Source organism: Aquimarina mycalae, from assembly GCF_029906345.1.
In the GTDB taxonomy this organism is placed as follows: Bacteria; Bacteroidota; Bacteroidia; order Flavobacteriales; family Flavobacteriaceae; genus Aquimarina.
The window spans coordinates 141028-161889 of sequence record NZ_JARYGY010000001.1 but is presented as its reverse complement, the minus strand read 5'-3'; the positions used below and the strand labels follow the sequence as shown (position 1 = coordinate 161889).

17 protein-coding genes are annotated in these 20862 nt (G+C 34.3%); 7 read left to right on the top strand and 10 right to left on the bottom strand.

Translation table 11 applies throughout. From position 1 onward, the window contains the following. From QBK95_RS00660 to ilvA, 7 genes are all read left to right on the top strand, one after another. Entirely contained in the window at positions 1 to 654 is a 654-nt protein-coding gene (locus tag QBK95_RS00660; protein ID WP_280929473.1) for a response regulator transcription factor, read from the top strand. A 222-nt stretch (positions 655 to 876) separates the two neighbouring features. After that, complete coding sequence (locus QBK95_RS00655; RefSeq protein ID WP_280929471.1) at positions 877 to 4704, top strand: GEVED domain-containing protein; 3828 nt, start codon at positions 877 to 879, stop codon at positions 4702 to 4704. Between the two features lie 688 nt (positions 4705 to 5392). Then, positions 5393 to 7069, top strand: a complete 1677-nt coding sequence (gene ilvD / locus QBK95_RS00650; RefSeq protein ID WP_280929468.1) for a dihydroxy-acid dehydratase — start codon at positions 5393 to 5395, stop codon at positions 7067 to 7069. Between the two features lie 44 nt (positions 7070 to 7113). After that, positions 7114 to 8847 (top strand): biosynthetic-type acetolactate synthase large subunit, encoded by a 1734-nt coding sequence (gene ilvB, locus QBK95_RS00645; protein WP_280929466.1) that lies wholly within the window; start codon positions 7114 to 7116, stop codon positions 8845 to 8847. 2 nt (positions 8848 to 8849) lie between these two features. After that, positions 8850 to 9383: an acetolactate synthase small subunit gene (ilvN, locus tag QBK95_RS00640; RefSeq protein WP_280929464.1), complete on the top strand. Its 534-nt coding sequence runs from the start codon at positions 8850 to 8852 to the stop codon at positions 9381 to 9383. Between the two features lie 82 nt (positions 9384 to 9465). Then, on the top strand, positions 9466 to 10941 hold the full coding sequence (ilvC, locus tag QBK95_RS00635) for a ketol-acid reductoisomerase (protein WP_280929462.1): 1476 nt from the start codon (positions 9466 to 9468) through the stop codon (positions 10939 to 10941). Between the two features lie 139 nt (positions 10942 to 11080). Next, positions 11081 to 12346, top strand: coding sequence for a threonine ammonia-lyase IlvA (gene ilvA / locus QBK95_RS00630; protein ID WP_280929460.1), 1266 nt, complete (start codon positions 11081 to 11083; stop codon positions 12344 to 12346). 44 nt (positions 12347 to 12390) lie between these two features. On the opposite strand, the gene QBK95_RS00625 is transcribed toward ilvA, so the two are convergent. The 10 genes from QBK95_RS00625 to QBK95_RS00580 all read right to left on the bottom strand — a co-directional run bounded on the left by QBK95_RS00625 (position 12391) and on the right by QBK95_RS00580 (position 20822). Then, complete coding sequence (locus QBK95_RS00625; protein ID WP_280929458.1) at positions 12391 to 12783, bottom strand: hypothetical protein; 393 nt, start codon at positions 12781 to 12783, stop codon at positions 12391 to 12393. An 89-nt stretch (positions 12784 to 12872) separates the two neighbouring features. Then, positions 12873 to 13415: an acyl-CoA thioesterase gene (locus QBK95_RS00620; protein WP_280929456.1), complete on the bottom strand. Its 543-nt coding sequence runs from the start codon at positions 13413 to 13415 to the stop codon at positions 12873 to 12875. Positions 13416 to 13431: 16 nt separating this feature from the next. Continuing rightward, entirely contained in the window at positions 13432 to 13797 is a 366-nt protein-coding gene (locus QBK95_RS00615) for a DUF8785 domain-containing protein (protein WP_280929454.1), read from the bottom strand. A 19-nt stretch (positions 13798 to 13816) separates the two neighbouring features. Further along, a complete protein-coding gene (locus QBK95_RS00610) occupies positions 13817 to 14971 on the bottom strand; it encodes a serine hydrolase domain-containing protein (RefSeq protein ID WP_280929452.1) in 1155 nt (384 codons plus the stop codon). Beyond that, positions 14971 to 15312 carry a hypothetical protein gene (locus QBK95_RS00605; protein WP_280929450.1) on the bottom strand — a complete coding sequence of 114 codons (342 nt, stop codon included), beginning with the start codon at positions 15310 to 15312 and terminating at the stop codon, positions 14971 to 14973. Before QBK95_RS00605 ends, QBK95_RS00610 begins: the two co-directional genes overlap by 1 nt. A gap of 17 nt (positions 15313 to 15329) precedes the next feature. Next, positions 15330 to 16721, bottom strand: coding sequence for a DNA recombination protein RmuC (locus QBK95_RS00600; RefSeq protein WP_280929448.1), 1392 nt, complete (start codon positions 16719 to 16721; stop codon positions 15330 to 15332). A gap of 73 nt (positions 16722 to 16794) precedes the next feature. Next, on the bottom strand, positions 16795 to 17259 hold the full coding sequence (locus QBK95_RS00595) for a DUF5063 domain-containing protein (RefSeq protein ID WP_280929446.1): 465 nt from the start codon (positions 17257 to 17259) through the stop codon (positions 16795 to 16797). A gap of 52 nt (positions 17260 to 17311) precedes the next feature. Beyond that, a complete protein-coding gene (locus tag QBK95_RS00590) occupies positions 17312 to 18766 on the bottom strand; it encodes an immunoglobulin domain-containing protein (RefSeq protein ID WP_280929444.1) in 1455 nt (484 codons plus the stop codon). Between the two features lie 163 nt (positions 18767 to 18929). Then, the gene (locus QBK95_RS00585; RefSeq protein WP_280929441.1) at positions 18930 to 19832 is read right to left on the bottom strand and encodes a DUF5694 domain-containing protein; all 903 of its coding nucleotides are present in this window, start codon (positions 19830 to 19832) and stop codon (positions 18930 to 18932) included. Between the two features lie 192 nt (positions 19833 to 20024). After that, the gene (locus tag QBK95_RS00580; RefSeq protein WP_280929439.1) at positions 20025 to 20822 is read right to left on the bottom strand and encodes a LytTR family DNA-binding domain-containing protein; all 798 of its coding nucleotides are present in this window, start codon (positions 20820 to 20822) and stop codon (positions 20025 to 20027) included. Positions 20823 to 20862: the final 40 nt, after the last annotated feature.

The following is a 20862-nucleotide window of genomic DNA, read 5'->3' as shown; positions in this document are numbered from 1 at the left end:
ATGAAGAAAAAAACAGTTGTTATCGTCGATGATCACCTGCTCTTTGCGCAATCTTTGGAAAGCCTTATTACAAATTTGGAAGGGTATGAAGTATTGGCAATACTTAGAAACGGAAAAGAGCTTACGCAATATTATCTTCATAAAAGGAAAAAACCAGAATTGATTTTATTAGATGTTAAAATGCCAGTTATGGATGGCATCCAGGCAATGCAATGGTTAAAAGAAAATCAACCAGAGCAAAAAGTATTGGCATTAACTATGGAGGATGATGAAGAAACAATTATCAAAATGCTGAGAGCTGGTGCGAGAGGTTATTTGTTAAAAGATATACATCCAGAAAATTTTGAATTTGCCATGAAAATGGTGATCGAACAAGGTTTTTATTACTCTAGTAAAATAGAAACTGCACTAAAATATTCAGATAAAGCAGATGAGGATATTAGTCAGAATCTTGCTGAAAAACTCACGGATAGAGAATGGACTTTTTTAAAGTATACCTGTTCAGAGCTCACCTATAAAAGCATTGCTAACGAAATGTCCTTGAGTCCTAAAACTATTGAAAATTACAGAGAATCGGTTTTTAAAAAACTACAAGTAAAAACCAGAGTTGGATTAGTAATTTATTGTATGAAAAATAACTTGTTTAAGTTATAATGTTTGAAAACGCGTTTATTGATTATTTTTTTAATTAATAAATATATTAACATATTAATTGTTTTTAAGCTTCAAAACATGTGATTTTAACCGTAAAAATGTTAAATTTTTAGAATTTAATCATTATCGGTAATATAGTGTTAGGTATTGTTAGTATAGTACGATTCATGCATAGGTTATAGAACTAAGTTTGTAAAACTAACACAAACTTATACTTTAGCGATGAAAAATCAACTCGTCTTATTTATGGGTTTATTTGTTTTCCATTTTGGGTTTTCACAAACCAATAATTTTTGGAAAAAAAATAATAACCCTATTGAAAGCACAAACATTTCTTCTACTAAGAAGACTTCGAACCAAAACACTTATCACCTTAGTGTAGAGAAATTTAAGGATGTTTTATCTCATTGTCCGAATAGATATAATTATTTTGGTCAATCAAATGTCATTATCACACTTCCTACCGAAGACGGAAAATTTAAAGAATACAGAGTAAAGGAAACAAATGCTTTACATCCTGATTTGGCCAAAAAGTACCCCGATATTAAATCTTATGTGGGTACGCCTGTTAATGGAGAAAACGAAGTTGTACATTTTAGTTTGGGACATAATAGCCTTAGAGGTATGATTATGAAATCGGATACTAAATTAGTACATATAAAGCCTTATGATAGTAATAGTAAAGATTATGTTGTTACTTCAAAAACGGATGGGTCAGAACCGATTAACTGTCAAATAATTGATAATGCAGCCAAAACTTTTTCAGAAAAAAGTACAAAGCAAGCAGAAAAATCAAACAAAGCAAGAAAAGATGCTAATGATGGTCGTGTTAGAGTCTACAGAATGGCTATAGCGGTAACAGGAGAATTGTCTAAAATTTATACTGATAAGGCAGGCGTCACAAATGGTTCGACTCAACAAAGAAAAGCTGCAGTACTTGCCGAGTTGAATGATCTTATGACTAGAGTGAATGCGATTTATGAAAGAGATCTTGGAACGACATTTGAATTAGTGCCTAATATTGAGAATTCCATTTTTCTTAATGGAGCTACTGATGGTATTACACATGGTAATACTTCGATATCGGTAAATGAAGGTCAAGGAGTTCTTGATGCCGCAATTGGTAATGCTAACTATGATATTGGTCATGTTTTAGATTCAGATGGGACTGGACGTGGAGCATTAAGATCTGTATGTGATGATAGTAAAAAAGCCCAAGGAGCCACTGGTGCTCATCCTTTCACATCTGTCGCAGATTATTTCTTTCGCACATTCGTTCATGAAATAGGCCATCAATTCGGTGCTAACCATTCGTTTAACAACTCGTGTGGGGGTAATCGTCTTGACGAAGGTGCCGTTGAACCAGGAGGAGGTAATACGATCATGGCATATACAGGTTGTGATCCTAATACAGAAAATACGCAATATGTTTTTTTTCATGCTAAACAAATAGATGAAATGTGGAATCATATTGTAAGCACAGCAGGTTGCGGTACCACAAGATCAGTCGGTAATAGTGCGCCAGTAGCTAGTGTGGGAGGTAATTATACGATTCCAAGATCTACTCCATTTATATTAGAAGGGTCAGCTACCGATCCTAATACTGCTTCAAACCAACTAACATATACTTGGAACCAAATGGATAAAGAAATAGCTCCTATGCCTCCTCGTGCTACGTCAACTGTCGGTCCTTTATTCCGTTATAAGCCTCCTTCAACATCTCCAAATCGATATATGCCTGACCTTTCGGCTATAAAAGCAGGAGATTCTTCTTCCGAATGGGAGGTAACACCTTCTGTTGCTAGAACTATGAATTTTAGATTCACTGTAAGAGATAATCATCCAGGAGGAGGTAATACAGATTCTGATAATGCTGTTATTACAGTAAGTGGAACTGCTGGTCCCTTTGTGATAACTTCTCAAAACACAAGATTTGATGCACCAGTAGGCTCTACGCATACGGTAACCTGGAATGTAGCAGGAACCACAGGAAATGGAGTAAACGCGGCAACTGTAGATATTTTGTTATCTATAGATGGAGGAAATACATACCCAATAACCTTAGCTTCTGCGGTACCTAATGATGGTTCTCATCAAATTACAATACCAGACAATCAAGGAGGTGTAAATAGAATTATGGTAAGAGGTACGAATAATATCTTTTTCGATATTACAAATGCTAATTTTAGTATAACCGACGGAAATTCTGATCCTATGCCTACAAGTTATTGTGCTGCAGGTAGTCAAGGTACAAATTATATAGACGAAGTTATCTTTGGTGCTATCTCTAATAAAAGTGGAAATAGTTCTTATACTGATTTTACTAACCTGGGAACTAATCTTGTTAAAGGCGAGTCTGTTACTTTAACCGTTAATCCAGGAATCGATTTCCATGATCCTAATTATTTTGGAGCTTGGATTGATTGGAATAAAGATGGAGACTTTACGGATGCAGGTGAAGAGGTTTTATTGAAAACCAATGGTCCTGGTGGTGTAACAACAACCGTTGTAGTTCCTAATACAGCAAAAAATGGTGCCACCAGATTAAGAGTACGTTATAAAATACATACTGCTCCTGAGCCTTGTGGTACAACAGGGACTACTGGTGGTGAAGTAGAAGATTATTTTGTGTTTATTATTGGTGGAAGTGCTAATCCAACCTGTAATGATGGTATTCAGAATGGAAATGAGACTGGAGTAGATTGTGATGGTCCTGATTGTAATCCTTGTACAGTAGATCCAACATGTAATGATGGTATTCAAAATGGAAATGAAACTGGGGTTGATTGTGGTGGTCCCGATTGTACCCCTTGTAATACAAGTGTGACCTATTGTAGTGCTGGACGACAAGGATCAAATTATATAGCAGAAGTAACTTTTGGATCTATTTCTAATACAAGTCAGAATAGTGCTTATACAGATTTCACATCTCAAAGTACTAATGTCGAAAAAGGACAATCCATAACGTTAACGGTTACTCCAGGAATTACTAGTTCAAATTGGAATTCTAATGTAGTTGGAGGTTGGATCGATTGGAATAAAGATGGAGATTTTGAGGATTCTGGAGAAGAGGTTCTGATGAAACCAAGAGGTACAGGATCTGGATCCGCTACCGTTGTAGTACCAAATAATGCTCAGAATGGTTCGACCAGATTACGAGTTCGTTACAGATGGTTTAGTAACCCATCTCCTTGTGGTGTAACAGAAGGTGATGAAGTCGAAGATTATACTGTAATTGTTGGAGGTACATCAGGTCCTACTTGTACAGATGGTATGCAAAATGGAGATGAGACAGGAGTTGATTGTGGAGGTTCTACATGTGACCCTTGTCAAACGAATGTCACTTATTGTGCTGCAACAGGAAACGATGGCCCAGAAGGAGTGACTAATGTTGCTTTTGCGGGGATTAACAACTCCTCGACTAGAAATGCTACTGGATATGATGATTTTACTTCAATATCTGGAAATGTAAATGCTGGAACTAACTATAATCTTCGAGTAAATATTGCTGGATATAATGGAGGAGGAAGTGACGAAATCTATGCATTCTTCGATTGGAATATAGATGGTGATTTTACAGATGCAGGAGAATCTTATACATTAACAAAGACTACAGCATTAATAGGAGATGTTTCTGTTGCAGTGCCGAATACAGCAACAATTGGAACGACAAAAATGCGAATATTAGTTTCGTATTATGACATAGAAAATAACCCCTGTAACACAGGTACAAATGATGTTCGTTATGGAGAATATGAAGATTATTCCGTAGTTATTGGAGAAGCTAATTTGAAATCAAATATAGGAATTGATAATTTTAATGTGTTCCCAAATCCATTTACAGATACATTTAATATTGATGTGTCAAAAATAAAGGATGATTTTATTATTAGTGTATTTGATATTTCAGGTAAGGAACTGATATATCAAAGGTATAATAAAGCAGATAATGTAGTTGCTTTAGGGAGAGAACTTGAGGCTGCAGGAGTGTATTTTGTAAAAATACAAGCCGATAAACATACTAAAATAATTAGGGTTGTTAAACATTAAAAAATAAGTTGAGGATACATTTTATGTAATAAGGAGTTACCATTTTTGGTAACTCCTTAATTGTTAGTTAAAAGAATGTTTTTATAATATTTTGATGTGATTTATATTAAAAATTAATGTATAACCTATTTTTCAAATATATATTTCATTATATTTACACCATCAATGAGAACAAGTAACATCAATATTATTAATGTCATTAGCAACGTCGTGATTATTTCACTGCGATGAAAGGGATATTTGTAATATAGTAACATATAAAAATCCCTTTGCGAAAGTAAAGGGATTTTTTTTTGCATATTTTAAAGAGTAGAATGAGAACAATAAAAAATATTAGTATCAATGTCATTAGTATCGTCGTGATTATTTCACTACGATGAGGGGATATTGAAGTAATGTAAATACTAGACTCCCTTCAGATTTTGAAGGGAGTTTTTTTATGCTTAAAAAAGAATGTATAATAAAAATTAACAAATAGTGATTGTAAATAAGAAGAGTGTAATGTGTTGTAAATCAGTAATTAATAAATATTTAGGAATGGTTGGATGTTGTAAGGATATTGAATAAAATTTAATGATTTAGTCATTACGGGATAATTTTATACTGCGGTTTATTTGGCTATGTAAGGATATGATAAATAAATAGTTAAAATTTTAAATAATTAGCAAAAAATTCACATTCAAAAGGAATGAGCATTAATAAATACAGTAAACAAGTAACACAAGACGATACACAACCAGCAGCGCAAGCAATGCTTCATGCGATTGGTTTAACAGATGAAGATTTTAAAAAACCATTAGTAGGTATTGCAAGTACAGGTTATGAAGGTAATCCTTGTAATATGCATCTTAATGATTTGGCAAAGTTAGTAAAGCAAGGAACAAAAGAAGAGGATGTTGTAGGTCTTATTTTTAATACAATTGGTGTAAGTGATGGTATTTCTATGGGAACACCAGGAATGCGTTTTTCATTACCATCTAGAGATGTGATTGCAGATTCAATGGAAACTGTAGTCCAGGCTATGTCTTATGATGGAATGGTAACTGTGGTGGGATGTGATAAGAATATGCCAGGAGCATTAATGGCAATGATACGATTAAATCGACCTTCAATTTTGGTATATGGAGGAACAATTGCTTCAGGATGTCACGAAGGAAAAAAATTAGATGTAGTTTCTGCTTTCGAAGCTTGGGGAGAAAAAGTAGCAGGATCTATTACTCAGAAAGAATATAAAAGTGTAATAGAAAAAGCATGTCCTGGAGCAGGTGCTTGTGGTGGTATGTATACTGCCAATACCATGGCTTCTGCAATAGAAGCTTTAGGAATGTCTTTACCTTATAATTCATCAAACCCTGCAATTAGTAAAAATAAAGAAGAAGAAAGTATTGCAGCGGGTAGAGCGATGAGAACACTTTTAGAAAAAGATATTAAACCACTGGATATTGTAACCAAAAAATCATTAGAAAATGCAATTCGATTGGTAACAGTGTTAGGCGGTTCTACGAATGCAGTATTACACTTTCTGGCAATTGCAAGAGCAGCTGATGTAGAGTTTACGCTTGCAGATTTTCAGAGAGTAAGTGATGAAACACCTTTTTTGGCAGATTTAAAACCTAGCGGAAAATACTTGATGGAAGATGTACATGAAGTAGGAGGTATTCCAGCAGTGCTAAAATATTTATTAAAGAAAGGATTGCTTCACGGAGATTGTTTGACTGTTACAGGAAAAACACTTGCAGAAAATTTACTGGATGTGCCAGATCTTACAGAAGGACAAGATGTAATTAAATCTCTAGAAAATCCGATTAAGCCAACGGGACACCTTAGAATATTGTTTGGCAATCTCGCAGAAGAAGGGTGTGTTGCCAAGATAACAGGTAAAGAAGGGCTTCGTTTTCAAGGAAAAGCAAAAGTATTTAATAGTGAATATGATGCAAACGACGGAATAAGAGATGGTAAAGTAGAAAAAGGGAATGTAGTCGTCATTCGGTACGAAGGCCCTAAAGGAGGTCCTGGAATGCCAGAAATGTTAAAACCTACAGCGGCAATCATGGGAGCGGGTCTTGGTAAGGATGTAGCACTTATAACAGATGGAAGATTCTCGGGAGGAACACATGGATTTGTAGTAGGACATATAACTCCAGAGGCACAAGAAGGTGGTTTAATAGCATTGGTTGAAGATGGAGATGTTATTACTATCGATGCAGAAACTAATGCAATTACAGTTGCTATAGAGGATGAAGAAATCAAAAGAAGAAAAGCTTCTTGGGTGCAACCACCATTGAAGTTCAAAAAAGGAGTTTTATATAAATATGCCAATACAGTTTCATCTGCATCACAAGGCTGTGTGACAGATGAATTCTAAAAACATTCTGGGATAAAAACTAGAATCTAAAAAGATATAGCGTAATGGAGACACAAACGCAAATAGAAAAAAAAGAAACTAAAGTAACTACTGGTCACATGACGGGAGCAGAAGCTGTAATACATTGCCTGCTTGCAGAAGGTGTGGATTTGATTTATGGATATCCTGGTGGTGCCATCATGCCAGTGTATGATGAGTTGTATAAGTTTCAGGACAAATTACATCACGTACTTACCAGGCATGAACAGGGAGCAACGCATGCAGCTCAAGGATATGCCAGAACCAGTGGAAAGGTAGGAGTAGCCATTGCTACATCAGGTCCTGGAGCTACAAACTTTGTTACAGGAATAGCAGATGCTCAAATAGATTCTACACCAATGGTTTGTATCACTGGTCAAGTAGGTTCTCATTTATTGGGGTCTGATGCTTTTCAAGAAACAGATATTATTGGAATTTCTACTCCAATCACCAAATGGAATCATCAGGTAACTAAGGCAGAAGATATTCCTTCTGTATTAGCTAAAGCTTTTTATATAGCACGTTCTGGAAGGCCAGGACCAGTTTTAATTGATATTACCAAAGATGCTCAGTTTGGAGAACTGGATTTTAAATATTCAACGTGTAAGGGAGTACGCAGTTATAAACCAGTTCCAGAAACTGATCCTACAACATTAAATCAGGCAGCTGACTTAATCAATAAAGCTAAAAAGCCTCTTATCGTTTTTGGACAAGGAGTAATTCTTGGAGAAGCAGAGGAAGAGTTAAAGAATTTTATAGAAAAATCTGGAATCCCAGCAGCTTGGACAATTTTGGGATTGTCTGCGTTACCAACAAAACATCCACTTAATGTGGGTATGGTAGGTATGCACGGTAATTACGGACCTAATAAACTTACGAATGAATGCGATCTGTTATTGGCTGTAGGAATGCGTTTTGATGATAGAGTAACAGGTAATTTAGAAACGTATGCTAAACAAGCAAAAGTTATTCATTTCGAAATTGATCCAGCAGAAATAAATAAAAATGTGAAAGCCGATGTTGCAGTAATGGGTAATGTGAAAAATACCCTTGCAGAAATACTTCCGATGGTAAAACCTGGTATTCATGATGCTTGGTTGCAAGAATTTAAAGATTATGACTCCATAGAGTATGATAAAGTCATCAAAGAAGAACTGTATCCTTCTAAAGATGGACTTTCTATGGGAGAGGTCTTAAGAGGGATCAATGAAGAAACTAAAGGAGATGCGGTTATAGTGTCGGATGTGGGGCAACACCAAATGATTGCTTGTAGATATGCAGAGTTTGTAAAATCCAAAAGTAATGTTACTTCTGGAGGTTTGGGTACAATGGGATTTGCATTACCAGCAGCTATCGGAGCCAAAATGGGAGCTCCAGAAAGAGAAGTTGTAGCAATTATCGGAGATGGAGGATATCAAATGACAATACAAGAATTGGGAACCATTTTTCAAACTAAAGTTCCAGTGAAAATTGTGGTGCTTAATAATGATTTCCTTGGAATGGTGCGTCAATGGCAACAATTGTTTTTTGATAAACGATACGCATCTACAGAAATGGTTAATCCAGATTTCATAACAATCGCTAAAGGATACCATATAGAAGCTAAAAGAGTAACCAAAAGAGAAGATTTGCAATCGGCTATTAAAGATATGATTGCTTCAACAGAGCCTTACTTTTTAGAAGTATGTGTAGAAAAAGAGAATAATGTATTTCCTATGATACCTACTGGTGCATCGGTTTCAGATATAAGATTATGCTAATTATGGAGAGAGAGAGCTATACAATATCAGTGTATACTGAAAATAATATAGGATTGTTGAATAGGATATCAGCAATCTTTTTGAAACGTCATATCAATTTAGATAGCATGACGGCTTCTGTTTCAGAAATAAAAGATGTATTTCGTTTTACTATTGTAGTAAAAATTACAGAAGAACAAGTGAAGAAATTGGTAGGCCAAATAGAAAAGCAAATCGAGGTTATTAAAGCGTTTTATCATAAAGATGATGAAACAATTTATCAAGAAACTGCACTATTTAAGATCGCTTCAAAATTATTGTTTGAAGAGCGACAAATACAAAATGTTATTAAAGAAAGCAATGCCAATATTGTCACTGTAACTCCAGAGTTTTTTGTATTAGAAAAAACAGGAAGACGTAAAGAGGTAGAGAAGTTATATGATAAGTTAGAACCATATGGTTTGATGCAGTTTGTGCGTTCTGGTAGAATAGCAGTAACAAAGGAAAAGATGCATATTTCCAAAATAATAGAAAGTTTCGGAATAGAAGCATTATGATAATTATCAAAGAGTAAACAACTAGAAATCAAAATTAAATAGATTTCCGTACACACGGAAGTAATCACAAATTAAGAAGGAAATGGCAAATTATTTTAATACGCTATCATTAAGAGATCAATTAACCCAATTAGGAAAATGTAGATTTATGGACTCCTCAGAATTTAAGGATGGAGTTGATGCGCTTAAAGGAAAAAAAGTAGTAATAGTAGGATGTGGAGCACAAGGACTAAATCAAGGGCTAAACATGAGAGATTCGGGATTAGATATTTCATATACACTTCGTGAAGCTGCTATCAAAGAAAAAAGACAATCTTATAAGAATGCCACGGATAATGGCTTTGCTGTAGGTACTTATGAAGAACTGGTTCCAAACGCAGATGTAGTGATCAATTTAACACCAGATAAGCAGCATACGCAGGTGGTTAACACGGTAATGCCACTTATGAAAAAAGGAGCTACTTTATCCTATTCTCATGGATTTAATATTGTAGAAGAAGGGATGCAGGTAAGAGAAGATTTAACCGTGATTATGGTAGCGCCAAAATGCCCTGGTTCTGAAGTTAGAGAAGAATATAAAAGAGGATTCGGAGTACCTACTTTGATTGCGGTACACCCTGAAAATGATCCTCAAGGACATGGATTGGCACAAGCTAAGGCATATGCAGTAGGAACAGGTGGTGATAGAGCGGGTGTATTAGAATCTTCTTTTGTTGCAGAGGTGAAATCAGATCTTATGGGTGAGCAAACCATCCTTTGTGGGTTATTACAGACTGGATCTATCCTTTGTTTTGATAAAATGATAGAAAAAGGAATTGATGCTGGGTATGCTTCCAAATTAATTCAATATGGTTGGGAAACTATTACAGAAGGAATGAAGTATGGAGGAATCACCAATATGATGGATAGACTTTCTAATGTTGCTAAAATTAAAGCTTTTGATTTATCAGAAGAGTTAAAAGAAATTATGCGTCCATTATTCGAAAAACATATGGATGATATTATGAAAGGTCATTTTTCTAAAACGATGATGGAAGATTGGAAGAATGATGATAAAAACCTATTGTCCTGGAGAGCTGCGACAGGCGAAACAGCATTCGAGAAAACACCTGCGGGAGATGTTGAGATTTCAGAACAAGAATTTTATGACAATGGAGTATTGATGGTTGCTATGGTTAGAGCAGGAGTGGAGTTAGCATTTGAAGCAATGACATCATCTGGTATTATTGAAGAATCCGCATATTACGAATCGTTACATGAAACTCCACTTATAGCAAATACAATTGCGCGTAAGAAATTGTTCGAGATGAATAGCGTGATATCTGACACAGCAGAATACGGTTGTTATTTATTTGATCATGCCTGTAAACCTTTATTAGCAGATTTTATGAAAAAGATCGATACGGATGTCATAGGTAAAGCATATGATAATGGCAAAAGTAATGAAGTTGATAATGCTAAGCTGATAGAAGTAAACGCTACATTAAGAAACCATCCAATAGAAGTTGTAGGTAATAGATTAAGGGCTTCTATGACGGCTATGAAGCCGATAGTATAGTAAAAAACATAAAAGTTTATAATGAAATTTGAATAGTTTATTTGTTTAGGCTGGGTCTGTCGAAGTTTTTTGAGATGTGTATTGTGTAACCTTTGATGGGCTCAGACTTGCAAATATTTGAAATAACATTTTAGAATTAGTGAACTCAACAGTAACCACATATTTTCCAGAATTAGAAGATATACAAGAAGCAGCTTCTGTAATCAAGGAGGTTTCCATGGTTACACCTCTCATGAATAGTATTCGATATTCTAGAAAATACGATGCTAATGTGCTAATGAAACGAGAAGATCTTCAACGAGTTCGGTCATATAAGATCAGAGGGGCTTTTAATAAGATCAATGCTCTTAATAAAGAACAATTAGCTAAAGGTGTAGTTTGTGCGAGTGCAGGTAATCATGCGCAAGGAGTAGCTTTTGCATGTCATCATTTGAAAATCCAAGGTACCATCTATATGCCTACGGTAACGCCTAAACAAAAGGTTGAGCAAACCCAAATGTTCGGTGGATCTCATGTTACAATTGTGTTAGAAGGTGATACTTTTGATGATGCCTCTAAAGCTGCCAAAGAAGTATGTATTTCTGAAGGTAAAACATTTATACATCCTTTTGATGACCCAAAAACAATCGAAGGGCAAGGCACTATAGGGCTAGAGATTTTTAAACAAGCAGATGTTCCAATTGATTATGTATTTGTAGCTGTAGGTGGTGGTGGTTTGGCCTCTGGTTTATGTGGAGCAATGAAAGCATTATCTCCCAAGACCAAAATTGTAGGTATAGAACCCGAAGGAGCGCCTTCTATGTTAACCTCTATTCAAAATAATAAGAATACAGAGATTTTCGATATTGATAAATTTATTGATGGAGCAGCAGTGCAAAAAGTAGGAGATCTTAACTTTGAGATATGTAAGTCTTATTTGTCGGATATGATAACCATTCCAGAAGGTTATGTATGTCAGACTATTTTGGATCTGTATAATAGAGATGCAATTGTTGTAGAACCTGCAGGAGCGTTGACATTGGCAGCATTAGAATTTTATAAAGATAGAATAAAAGGCAAGAATGTAGTTTGTATTATTAGCGGAAGTAATAATGATATTACCCGTACTGCAGAAATAAAAGAACGTGCATTATTGTTTGCAGATCTTAAGCATTATTTTATTGTACGTTTTCCTCAAAGGGCTGGAGCTCTGAAACAGTTTGTTGGAGAAATTCTAGGACCTAATGATGATATCACACATTTTGAATACTCTAAAAAATCAAGCAGAGAAAACGGACCAGCAGTAGTTGGGATAGAACTTAAAGATAAAAATGATTTACAGCCGTTGATTTCTCGAATGAAGAAGCATAATTTCTTTGGAGATTATCTCAATGACAAACCAGATCTTTTTCAGTTTTTGGTGTAGTTTTCCTATCGTTTACGGAAATAAAAATATTTATAAAAATACTTCTATTGCTCTAAAAGTCCGTCTGCAATCCAATCCTCAACAATATCAATAGTAGCTTGAGGCATTCTTCCTCCTTCATCAGATGGCGGCATTACATTAAATGCATTATTAGTGGCTATAAAACTGAACAAGTTCCTATCGGTCACAGCATTTTTTACTTCCTGAAAAGTTTCAAGCGCCATCGGAGCAGAATTTTGAAGAGGAGTTCCATGACATTCAATACAATTAGTATCAATGATAGTTTTTACATGATCAATATATGTAGAGGTCTGTCCTGGAATTGGATCAGGATCGATTGGAATTTCTGGTATACTAGTAGTGCCATCATCACTGCTTCCACAACTTATTAAAGTAATTAAACATAAGAGCAACAATAATCGAAATGGGGTTTTCATAGCTTTTTATTTTTCTTCAATATAGCAAATTTAAGTATCAAACACTTAAAGTGATATTATAGGATTATAACGTAAAGATTATTGATAAATTATAAGTCTATTTTTACATTGTATTCTTTTAATAATTCTAAATGATCTTCGAGTTTAAATTCTGAAGCTTTAAACCGATCTCGTCTTGCTTTGGCATCATCTTTACGAATAATACTTCTTACGAAACGACGCACTGCTGTTTCGTTTTCCATAATCAAACCTGGAACAGCGATGCTTTTTCCTTCATTATTTTTAGCGACCATGGTAAAATAGCTAGAGTTACAATGTTTCACTTTGCCAGTCATAATATTCTCTGATTCTACTCGAACTCCAACAACCATAGAAGTTTTTCCTACATTGTTTACAGAAGCTTTCATGGTTACAAGCTCACCGACTTCGATAGGTTTTAGAAAATCCACTTTATCTACGCTAGCGGTTACACAATAAGCTTCTGAGTGCTTAGATCCGCAAGCAAAAGCAATTTGATCCATAAGAGATAGGATGTATCCACCGTGAATTTTTCCACTAAAATTTGAGTGAGACGGAAGCATTAATTCCGAAATTACTACTCTGGATTCTCGTGCTGTTTTATATTTTTTCATGAATTAATTTCTTTGATTATTTTCTGAAATGTGGAGATTCTTCTTCTTCCACATCGATAACGAAATATTTTGAATCTCCTAACCAGGAAATGGTAGCAAACCGTTCTTTGTATTTTAGTTTTACATATCTACCTTGAAATTTTTCTAATTTTTTAATAACGGTTTCGTTTTTACCTTCTACAGAAAAACTAAATATCTGTGCACCAGAAATCCCTTGACTGATTTCTCCTTCCCAGGTTTTAAACAGTATGCCTTTATTGCTAAATTTAATCAGTTCACCACTTCTAACACCTTCACTATACGTCGCAAAATATACAGTAGCATACCAAGAGGCAAAAAGAAGAACAATGACTAAAATTATAATTGCTAATATTTTTTTCATAAATATTTACTTAATGATTTTAGAGTGCTTCGTATACTTTAGCAACAAACTCATCAATTTGGCTAGGTTCTAACCATCGTGTTACGATTACTATGTTTTGCTTTTGATCTATAATGATGAAATTACCTCCAAAACCTGCAGCATAAAATAAATGTTCAGGTAAACCTTTCCAATGTCGAGGTCCTTTTTTGTTTAGCCACCACATAAATCCATAATTAGGATTAGCCACCGAAGGTGAAATAGCTTCTTTAATCCAGTTTTTTGAAATTAATTGTTGATCATTCCAGGCACCGTTATTTAGAAATAATAACCCAAAACGTGCGTGATCGGTAGTATTTATAAATAAACCACCTCCAGAATGACCACCACCACTTACAGATTGCATTTTGATTCCATCAATGGGAACCCAAGAATTTTTATATCCATACCATCTCCAAGTTGTAGATCCTCCTATCGGATCCATGATTTTTTCTTTGAGTATTTGCGGTAATGGTTTTCTCCAGATGTTTAACAGGGAGTAGGCTAATACATTTACCCGAACATCGTTATACTCAAAAACGGTTCCTGGCTCGTTTAATTTTCTAAATTTCCAATCATCAATATCTCCTGTTGTTGGTGGGCGATCTGCCCAGTCATAACCACCCCATAATTGACCTGACCAATCAGAGGATTGTGTGAGTAAATGTCTCCAGCTAATTTTTTTGTTATGTATTCCATCATAGGTGTGATCCCATACATAATTGTATGCTAAATCATCTACAGCCTGAATCAACTTTGCATCAATCGCTAATCCAGCCATGGTGGATAAATAGCTTTTGGTAACGCTAAAAGTCATATCTACACGATTTACATCTCCCCATTTAGCAATAATATATCCATCTTTTAGAATCAAACCTGCGGGAGCACCTCTTTTTTTAGTAGGACCTAAGATTTTATGATAAGGCTCTCTTTCAAAACCTTTTAGAATTGCCTGACGTAAATCTTTAGAACCAACATATTCATGGTTCTTAGCATATTGCACGGCTTCAGTAAGTTTTTCTGTATTGATATTAAATACAGATGGGTTTTTCTCTTCCCAATTTCCGCGTTCTGGGAAATATATTTGCTGAGCGATTCCAAATTCTGTAATAAGTACAGTACACAATAGAAGTGTATATGTGAGTATGTTTTTCATTACATTAAAGATTTTGTTTTAATCACTTTTCTTATTAACAGAAACGTTCCAACGACAAACAAAATAGATCCTATGAAAGATAACGCGCTAATGCCAGTGGATAGATAGGAGTATGTTTCACCTTCCCATTTTTGATATACTGCAAGCTGAATAAATAATATTCTACCAAGAACAATAGAAAGAAAAATAATGATGTTGCCGATCAGGATCAAAATTCCGTCGGTTTTAGTTCCTGTTTTTAGTAAGTAATAAATACTAATAACAATAAATGCTATGGTTGGTAATGCATAAAATAACCCAGTTAATAACTGGATTAGTACTTGCGATATATTTGATTCCATATTTCGTGGTATTGAGATTATATGTCGTTATCTTCTTCAGCACGTTTTATAATTGCTTCCGGAAGTGATTTTTTGGCTTTGGCTCCCATTTTCTTCAATTTTTCTACACTAGTAATTAGATTTCCACGTCCGTCCACCAATTTGTTCATAGCAGCTGAGTAATCTTTTTTAGCGTCATCTATCTTTTTACCAACTCCAGTAAGATCTTTAACCAATCCTTCAAATTTATCATACAATGCACCAGCCTGCCTTGCTATTTCAATTGCATTACGCTGCTGTTTTTCATTATTCCACATGGTATCAATGGTTCGTAAAGTGGCCAAAAGTGTGGATGGAGTTACAATTACGATATTCTTTTCAAATGCTTGATTGTATAATTTGCTATCTTCATTAATTGCAATGGCAAAAGCAGGTTCGATAGGAACAAAAAGTAACACGAAATCAGGAGACTCTATATCATAAAGGTCTTGATAGTTTTTTTCAGAAAGTTGATCAATATGACGCCTTAATGATGTGATATGTTCTTTTAGATAGGTTGCTCTAAGGTTTTCATCATCTTCATTCACATAACGTTCATAAGCGGTTAACGTAACTTTAGAATCAATGACCATTTTTTTATTATCTGGCAAATGAATAACAACATCAGGTAATACGCGCTGCCCATCATTTGTAGTAAAGCTTTGCTGTACAAAATATTCTCGATCTTTTTCTAGTCCAGACTTTTCTAATACACGTTCTAAAACCAATTCACCCCAATTTCCTTGCATTTTACTATCACCTTTTAGCGCTTTTGTTAGGTTTGTAGCCTCTTTACTCATCTGTTCGTTGAGATCCTTAAGACCTACTATTTGCTGACGTAAAGCCGCGTGATAGTCTATACTTTCTTTATGTGTTTGTTCTACTTTTTTCTCGAAAGTATTGATTTTCTCTTGCAGAGGATTTAGGATGTTTTTTATGTTTTCTTTATTCTGTTCTGTAAACTTATTAGACTTCTCATCAAGAATTTTATTCGCCAGATTTTCGAATTCTTTGGTGAATTTTTCTTGTAATTTTTCTACTTCATCCTTTTGTTCATTGTTTTTGAGTTGCAAATTTTCGAATTCGGCATTACGACGAGTAAGTTCTGTATTTAGAAAATCTTTTTCTCTACGGATTTCTTCTCGCTCTTTAGATATTTCGGCAAGCTGTTTTTCTAAGGATTGCTTATGTACTTCTTGTTGTTGTTTTGTGTACTCTAATTGCTGATCAGCAGTTTTTTTTGCTTCGTCAAACTGTAATTGTAATTGATTGGCTCTTTCAGTAAGTGTAGTCTGATCACTCTTGTTTTTAAGAGAAGCAACGTATTTACCTATAAAAAAACCAACTATAATCGCGGCAACTGCCACAATGAGCAATATGTATTCTGACATGTAATTTTTTGTTTATCCAAAGATAAAAATTTAGCTAGTATAAGCCGAGAAGAAGTATAGTTAAATAATCAAATTATAATTGTTCTTCTATATCCTTTAAAGTCTTTAAAATATTTACAATATGCCTTTCAGAATGATTACGCATAATAAACTCAAAATACCAAACCGCATCTACTGCACTCGTATTTTGGAACCTCCATTGTACTTCCATCAAATCTTTGATAATATCAGATAAATCATCATTAGCATCACCAAGAATAGTATCTGGTTTCTCTAGATCAAAAGGGTCTGCAACGTTTTGGTAAAATCCTAATTCTGGAAAATTAGATCGAATCGTATTTGAGATTTTTTCGAAGTTAAATTCTGGAGCTTCAGGATAATCGTTCTCATCATCTGTAACCTTTCCTTCTAAGATAAGATATTCCTGATACAATAGTATTAATGATTTTTTTAAAAGAAGCTCTTTGTTTTCAATAGGAAGTTTTGGAGTTATTCCCCATTGAATAATAGATTCGATAATGTTTGGTAGATGATTCAAAGATTAGTTTTTTTGATGCATCTAAAATATTGAATTATTAGGTATATGAAAACTATAGTTTGTAAAAACTTATACATCCGCAAGCAATCCCTATTCCTAATGGTGTTGGAGCACTTCCAGAACCAGTTATAGATCTGGATTGGAATGCGCCTAGAGGACTTGTACTGGTAAATAAATAATTATAGGTTCCATCACCGTTGTTTATAGTATTTAATGTGTGATTTATCAAGCTCAATCCTGGGATTGATGCATAAGGAACATTTTGTATCCATATTTGATAGCTAAATCCAATTGCTGTATTGTTTTGTACTTGAAGTTGATACGGGTTACCAACTCCGTTTTGTCCATCATCGAAAAAGTTAACGATCATATCTGTCGTTAAAGCGCCAGATGGACCAATAACTCCTGAATGTACTCTAAAGGTGATTCTCCTATTAGTAATAACTTTACAAGATTTATTAGATAAAATAACACCTATTCTGCTAATACTAATACATCCTGTTGTTGTATTTCTTGCCTCTGCATAATAACTACCAGCAACTGCGGTTGAATAACTAGTATTACCAGTTAATAAAGGGGTTCCTCCAGAAGCTGTATTATACCAATCTATGGTTTCACCGACATTTACAGTAGCGGTTAAAGTACCAGTAATTCCTCTGCAAACAATTTGGTTGCCATTACTTACTGGTGCATTGGGAGCATTATTAACTATTACATCAATAGTATTCGTATTCGTGTTTCCATTACCATCGCCATCGGTTATGGTTACCGTATATGTGTAGGTTCCACTTATAGTTATACTACTTTCTGTTGGGTTTTGTGCGGTAGCATTAAATGAGTATCCTCCTGGTCCTGTTCCCAACCAACTAAATGTTGCACCAGTACTTCCAGCTCCTGCAGGGTTTGCAAAAAGAGTTAGCGTTTGTCCTGAACATATTGGGGCATTCGAACTCGGAGCAACACTAAGTGTTCCTCCGCCAGTATTAATATCATCAAAATCATAATTTACACCGCCACCGCCACCATTACAGGATGCATAAACAGTACCACCAATAGTTATTGTTTTAGTAGCATTACATGGATTGTCTTCTACTAAATTACCACCATCAATTATTATAGATGCATTAGCAGGAAGCGATAAGTCGGTGTTGTTACTTGTCCATTCTGCTTCACCTCCTGTGATTAGTGTAATTAATGGAGTATCAAGACTAGAATCTGCGCTAACAAATAAAATACCAGGTCCTATAGTAAGCGAAATAAAACTGTTAGGTATATTAGAATTTATAGTTATTTCAGAGTTACCTTCTATTGATACAGCATTAGTACCTGCGATTTGCCCTGGATAGTTCGTTGCAGCTACCCAAACTGTTCCATTATATACTTCCCAAATAGATACGTTTGTCCAATTACCATTACTTCCATTCGTTCTGTAATCATTTACCGATTGTGCAGATAATGTTAAAAATGATAAAGAAAAAATAACAGCACAAAGTAAAAATCTAAGCATATTATATTTATAGGTATTGGTTGTTATTATAACAACTAACTTTTAATAAATCCTTTAAAATAATTAATTTGTGAGGTAGAGAAATACTAGTATTAATATTACTTTTTATGATGTAAATATATATATAAGTTTTAAGTATTTGTTATGATAAAACATCATTTTTTCAAGGGTTTTTTTGTGATTTTTTTCTATGATTTATTGAATTAGTCTTGATGTTTTTTTTCTTTATTGATATTTCATCCATAATTTTCACTGTAATTGATGGGTATTGTTTTTCTAGTTCTTTTTTAATTCCTAATACGTGACCAGCACCTACAATTACAATTGAATTTTGATGGTTGTGTTGTAATACCTGTTCACCAATGTTTTTTGCCATTCCTGCATTTCTGCGATCCCATACTGCTGCGGCTTCTATACAAGGAGTGCAATCTGTTTTCCTGAAAGTAAAACGATTAGAAATCTCATAATTTTTAATGGTCTTTTGTTTATTGGTATAAAACCCAAGTCTTCCAAAAAGAGCTGGTAAGATGGCACTTTGGTAATCTCTTTTATTACGTTTTTTTAGATATCGTACTTGATCATCTTCTTGACTTTGCTTAATACAGGCTTTGGAAAGCTTCGTGTATTGTTGTGTTTCATGTTGATAATCCATCGCATGGATATAATTCAGATTCATCGTAATGGCTAGTTTAGCTGTAAGATCACCATTTTCATTTCTTACAGGTTTTTTGCTACCCTTTATTCCGTATTTGTATAAATACGCATAATAATACCAATTCGCTTTATCTCTTATTGTAGCATAGTATTGTTTTAGATATTTAAAATCATCTGATTTCATAGAATGTACACTCAGGTCTTGTAATCGCAACGTGCGCTTAACATCATTTTTGAAAATAGTAGCAATACTATCCCCATAAGGTATAAACCAACTACTTTCATAATTTTTTAAACTCAATGTGTCATTAGGCCTTTGACGCTCTACATAAATTGCATCAGGCTTGTATGATTTTGCAATTTTAAGAAGTGGACGATAGCTGTGTTTTACAATTTTAGGTACGTTGTGCATAGTGCCTATTATAAATATTTCAGGCTGTTTTTTCGGTTGTGAAAATATCGTGCCAACACATATACTAAAAAGTACTATTATTGAAATTAAGGTTTTCATATCTGAATAAGATTTTGACATTTATTGAATGTCAAAACTATGAAGTGAACACGATTCAAGTGTATAGAAATAGGTGCTTGTGGCGAGTTGTAACTATTTTGTGGTAGAATGCAGGTGCTCTTTTACTTGTGTTTGAAAAGTCCTGGAAATTGGTATTGCTATATCAAAAGCTAAAATGATTATAAGTTTACTTTTTTCGGTTTTCCATTGTTTAAAATGATATGGGTTTATGAGAAAAGAACGATGTGTTTGTAGCAATTGCGGAAAACTAGCACCTATAGTTGAAAGAGTATTGCGAATTAAATGTTTTTTTAACTGTCCATTATCCAAATAAGAAACCTCTACATAGTTATCCGAGGATTGAATACAGAGAATATCATTAAAAAAAAGCCTTAAGTTTTCGTAAGTTCCTACTCCTTTAATTTCGACTTTTTGATCTTCCAGTTTCTTATTATTATATTTTCCGAAAGACCATCTTCCAATAATTACAATAGGTAAAATTGTTAGTATTGCTGGAGCGTAAATATTCTTAATATAGTACCCTAAAGTATATGGATTAGGTTCTCCTTTCATAACAATGTAGAGATAAAAACTTCTACTTAGTAGCAAGCCTAATAACATAAATAGTAAAAGGAAAATAGTCTCGGTTGTAAAATACCATTGCTTTTTATTTTTTGTATACAAGAAACTTTGTACTGGAAGCATGGAGATATAACACATAGCGCCAACCAAACCATAGATAGGAAGATACATGAGTTTTTCTGTATTGGTAAGCTCATTAACATCCAGAGGTTCCGTAAAGTATAAAAAGATAAATATCCAAACTGCTAGTCCTAACCCAACAAATAGGTGATGTTTTTTAGAAGGATCAAAAGAATACTTTACGGGCATTAGGAATATAGATTTCAGTGGTCTAAAGTAGATAAAGCAT

Coding starts and splice junctions, on each gene's coding strand:
- QBK95_RS00660 (WP_280929473.1), top strand. CDS start 1: ATGAAGAAAAAAACAGTTGTTATCGTCGATGATCACCTGCTCTTTGCG.
- QBK95_RS00655 (WP_280929471.1), top strand. CDS start 877: ATGAAAAATCAACTCGTCTTATTTATGGGTTTATTTGTTTTCCATTTT.
- ilvD (WP_280929468.1), top strand. CDS start 5,393: ATGAGCATTAATAAATACAGTAAACAAGTAACACAAGACGATACACAA.
- ilvB (WP_280929466.1), top strand. CDS start 7,114: ATGGAGACACAAACGCAAATAGAAAAAAAAGAAACTAAAGTAACTACT.
- ilvN (WP_280929464.1), top strand. CDS start 8,850: ATGGAGAGAGAGAGCTATACAATATCAGTGTATACTGAAAATAATATA.
- ilvC (WP_280929462.1), top strand. CDS start 9,466: ATGGCAAATTATTTTAATACGCTATCATTAAGAGATCAATTAACCCAA.
- QBK95_RS00625 (WP_280929458.1), bottom strand. CDS start 12,783: ATGAAAACCCCATTTCGATTATTGTTGCTCTTATGTTTAATTACTTTA.
- QBK95_RS00620 (WP_280929456.1), bottom strand. CDS start 13,415: ATGAAAAAATATAAAACAGCACGAGAATCCAGAGTAGTAATTTCGGAA.
- QBK95_RS00615 (WP_280929454.1), bottom strand. CDS start 13,797: ATGAAAAAAATATTAGCAATTATAATTTTAGTCATTGTTCTTCTTTTT.
- QBK95_RS00610 (WP_280929452.1), bottom strand. CDS start 14,971: ATGAAAAACATACTCACATATACACTTCTATTGTGTACTGTACTTATT.
- QBK95_RS00605 (WP_280929450.1), bottom strand. CDS start 15,312: ATGGAATCAAATATATCGCAAGTACTAATCCAGTTATTAACTGGGTTA.
- QBK95_RS00600 (WP_280929448.1), bottom strand. CDS start 16,721: ATGTCAGAATACATATTGCTCATTGTGGCAGTTGCCGCGATTATAGTT.
- QBK95_RS00590 (WP_280929444.1), bottom strand. CDS start 18,766: ATGCTTAGATTTTTACTTTGTGCTGTTATTTTTTCTTTATCATTTTTA.
- QBK95_RS00585 (WP_280929441.1), bottom strand. CDS start 19,832: ATGCACAACGTACCTAAAATTGTAAAACACAGCTATCGTCCACTTCTT.
- QBK95_RS00580 (WP_280929439.1), bottom strand. CDS start 20,822: ATGCCCGTAAAGTATTCTTTTGATCCTTCTAAAAAACATCACCTATTT.